3 protein-coding genes are annotated in these 3,068 nt (G+C 71.9%); all 3 read right to left on the bottom strand.

Annotated elements, in window-relative coordinates; translation table 11 throughout:
• Positions 1 to 437, bottom strand: a 437-nt coding sequence (locus KDM41_17710) for an NAD(P)-dependent oxidoreductase (protein ID MCB1185258.1), incomplete at its 3' end; no start/stop codon positions are given.
• Positions 437 to 1,633 carry a glycosyltransferase family 2 protein gene (locus tag KDM41_17705; protein ID MCB1185257.1) on the bottom strand — a complete coding sequence of 399 codons (1,197 nt, stop codon included), beginning with the start codon at positions 1,631 to 1,633 and terminating at the stop codon, positions 437 to 439. The genes KDM41_17710 and KDM41_17705, both read right to left, overlap by 1 nt.
• Positions 1,630 to 2,853: a glycosyltransferase gene (locus tag KDM41_17700; protein ID MCB1185256.1), complete on the bottom strand. Its 1,224-nt coding sequence runs from the start codon at positions 2,851 to 2,853 to the stop codon at positions 1,630 to 1,632. The genes KDM41_17705 and KDM41_17700 overlap by 4 nt, the downstream gene beginning before the upstream one ends.
• Between the last annotated feature and the right edge of the window lie 215 nt (positions 2,854 to 3,068).

Below are 3,068 nucleotides of genomic sequence, written 5' to 3'. Positions count from 1 at the left end.
AGGATCTTGCTCTCGCCGTACGCCGTGACCGGAAGGAAGTGTGCGGACTCATCGAGCATGCCGCCGGCTTCGGAGGCGCCGTAGAGGCTGCACGAACTGGCGAACACGAACCGGTGGACGCCGGCCTCCCGCGCCTGCTCGGCGAGGTGCACCGACGCGCGGTGATTGATCTCGTAGGTCACATCGGTGTTCAGCTCGCCGATCGGGTCATTCGATATCGCGGCAAGATGGACGACGGCCTGTATCCCAGCCAGGTCTTGGGCGGTCACGTCCCGGACGTCGCTGCCGACGGTGGGGATCCGGGCGGGCGCGGGGCCCAGATCGCACCCCCGGTACAGGCCGCTGTCGAGGCCCACGACGTCGTGGCCCGCGTCCTGAAGCACCTGGACCATGACGGCGCCGATGTACCCCTCGTGGCCGGTCACCAGTACCCGCATCAGCGCTCGCCTCCCGGTGTGTTCGACGCCGCGCGGGGCGTCGCGGTCCATTCCCCCTTGCCGCGGCCCATGCCGCGGTACACGCCCAGCTTCCAGCCCACGAACCCCGGCACGCTGCCCGCCACGCGCAGCAGGCCGCCGACGCCGCGAAGCGCGCCGATGCCGATCGCCAGGTAGGCGAACAGGAACGTCCCCGCCAGGAGGAACGGCGCCAGCACCGAGCGACGTCCGGTGACGAGTCGGGCCAGCCCCGCCAGCACCGTCAGTCCGCCCCAGGCTGCCGCCGTGGGCGCCAGGGGCGGCGCGGCACCGTCGATCAGGCTGACGAGCCCGCGCCAGTCGCGTCGGGCGGCGAGGCGCGCGAACACTCGCGGAACGCCCGCCCCGGCGGCCAGCGACCCGCCCTCCCAGCGTTCGCGCTGGGCGGTGAGCGCCGCTCGGTCCGGTGGGGCGTCGGAGTTCACCGTCGCGTCCGACACGAACCCCACAGGAGTCCCGGCGAGCAGCAGTTCACGCGAGAGCACCAGGTCTTCGGTGAGGTGATCGCCGAAGGCCAGGCGGTCGACGTGGTCGGCCCGAACGGCCATTCCCGTTCCGCTGAGCATGACCGGGATTCCGAGGCGATCGAGCCCGGCGGGACGGAGCAGGTTCCGCAGGCCGACCCCGACCGCCACACCGTCGGCGGCCGCGTCGCCGTCACCGTCACCCACCAGGTTCGCCGACTGCACGATGGGCGCCCGGCGAAGGCCGGCCACCATCGCCGTGGCGTATCCCGGGCTGCACCGGCAGTCGGCGTCGATGATCGCCACGCCCACCGCGTCGGTCGGCGTCGCCCGGTACCAGGCGAGGCCGTCGCGAAGGGCCGCCGGCTTGCCCCGGGTGCCCGTGTCACGACTCAGCACCTCGGCGCCGAGACCCGCCGCGGCGGCGGCGGTGTCGTCGGAGCAGTGGTCGGCGATGACGATCACCCGGCCGAGGCCGGGGGTATCGCCCGGCCGTCCCAGGGATGCCAGCAGGGCCGGCAGGTTCGCCGCCTCGTTGTGGGCCGGCACGACGACGTCGAGCCGGTCCTCGCCCGCGGCGACGGTGCCCGGCCGTCGCCGTCCCAGCACCGCGGCACCGACCGTGACCGCGACGAGCCAGACGCCCCACCATGCAAGGAACGGCGCCGCGAGGGCCCACGCGAGCCGCCTCACGCGCCCGCTCCGGTGATGGCCGCGAAGTGTTCGGCGAGCCCCTGCGCGGACCTGGCCGCGTCGAACTCGCGGACCACGATCTCGCGACCACGAGTGCCCATGCGACGGCGCAGGTCGGAATCGGTGAGCCGGGCGAGCGCGTCGGTGAGGTACTCCGCGCGCCCGGGACGCACCAGGATCCCGGCCGCCTCGTCCTCCACCAGCTCGCCGATGCCGGCGATCCGGGTGGTGACCACGGGGATCTCCATGGCCATGGCCTCCATGAGCACCACCGGCACGCCCTCAGCGAAGCTCGGGAGGCAGAACACGTCGGCCGCCGCATAGTGGTCGCGGATGGTGTCCTGGCCGACGGCGCCCACCAGATGGACCGCGTCGCCCAGGCCCAGCTCGCGCACGTGCCGATCGAGGGGGTCGCGGTCCGGTCCGTCGCCCACGAGCGTGAGCTCCGCGTCGATCCCGCGCTCGCGGATCTGCGCGATGGCGTCGACCAGCAGCGACTGTCCCTTGTCCGGCACCAGTCGTCCCACGCACAGGACCCGGAACACGTCGTCGTGATGGACGCGCGGCTGCGGCACGTAGACGTCCGGGTGCACGCCGCAGTGCACCACGTGCAGCTTGTCCCAGTGCTCCCGGCCGACCAGTTTCATCAGCTGGCTCCGGCAGAAGTCGCTGATGCAGGCAACGAAGCCGGCGTCACGGGTCTTCTCGGCGAGGCGGTGTCCGGGCACGTCGAAGAACTCGGTGGGGCCGTGCATCGTGAAGCTCCACGACCAGCCTTCGCCGCCCAGCCGCGAGGTGAGTTCGGCGACATCCGCGCCCACGTTGGCGAAGTGCGCATGGATGTGTTGCACGCCGCGACGCCGGCACTCGTCCCACAACAGCACGGCTTCAGCCACATAGAAGCTCTGCCACAACGCCGCGCGGGGTCCGATCGCCGCACCCCGCCGCACCGCCCCGCCGGTGATCTGCGCCATCCGCGACGGGTGTTCGGCCCACGCACGCTGCATGGCGGCGGCCAGCACCCGACCCGGCGGCGGCACGAGCACGTGGGTGCGCTCGGCCTCTTCGCGGTCCTCCGGGGCGATGAGGTCCTGGGGTGGCGCCTGCCGCACGCTGAAGGTGTGCACGTCGAGACCGAGGGCTCGAAGTGCCCGCACCTCGCGCAGAATGAAGCTGTGCGAGAGCGCCGGGTACCGGCTGGTGATGTATGCGACGCTCATGCTGGTCGATATCCTGCCGAAGCTCTGCTGCAGATGTTCATGCCCCTTCCATCGGCCGGTCGCCTGCAGACCCGAGCGGATTCGGGGACTCCCACCACGACCAGCGGCGAACGATTTGCCATGAAATCAGACGACGCCACCACAGCGACCATTCCGTTTCTGACCGGTGTGACCGGGGCGATGCGGGCCCGGCCCCACCTCGTGGTGCTTCCCAT

This window comes from bacterium, from assembly GCA_020440705.1.
GTDB lineage: Bacteria > Krumholzibacteriota > Krumholzibacteriia > LZORAL124-64-63 > LZORAL124-64-63 > JAGRNP01.
Note: the sequence above shows the minus strand (reverse complement) of the source record. Positions and strands in the feature narration are given on the sequence as shown.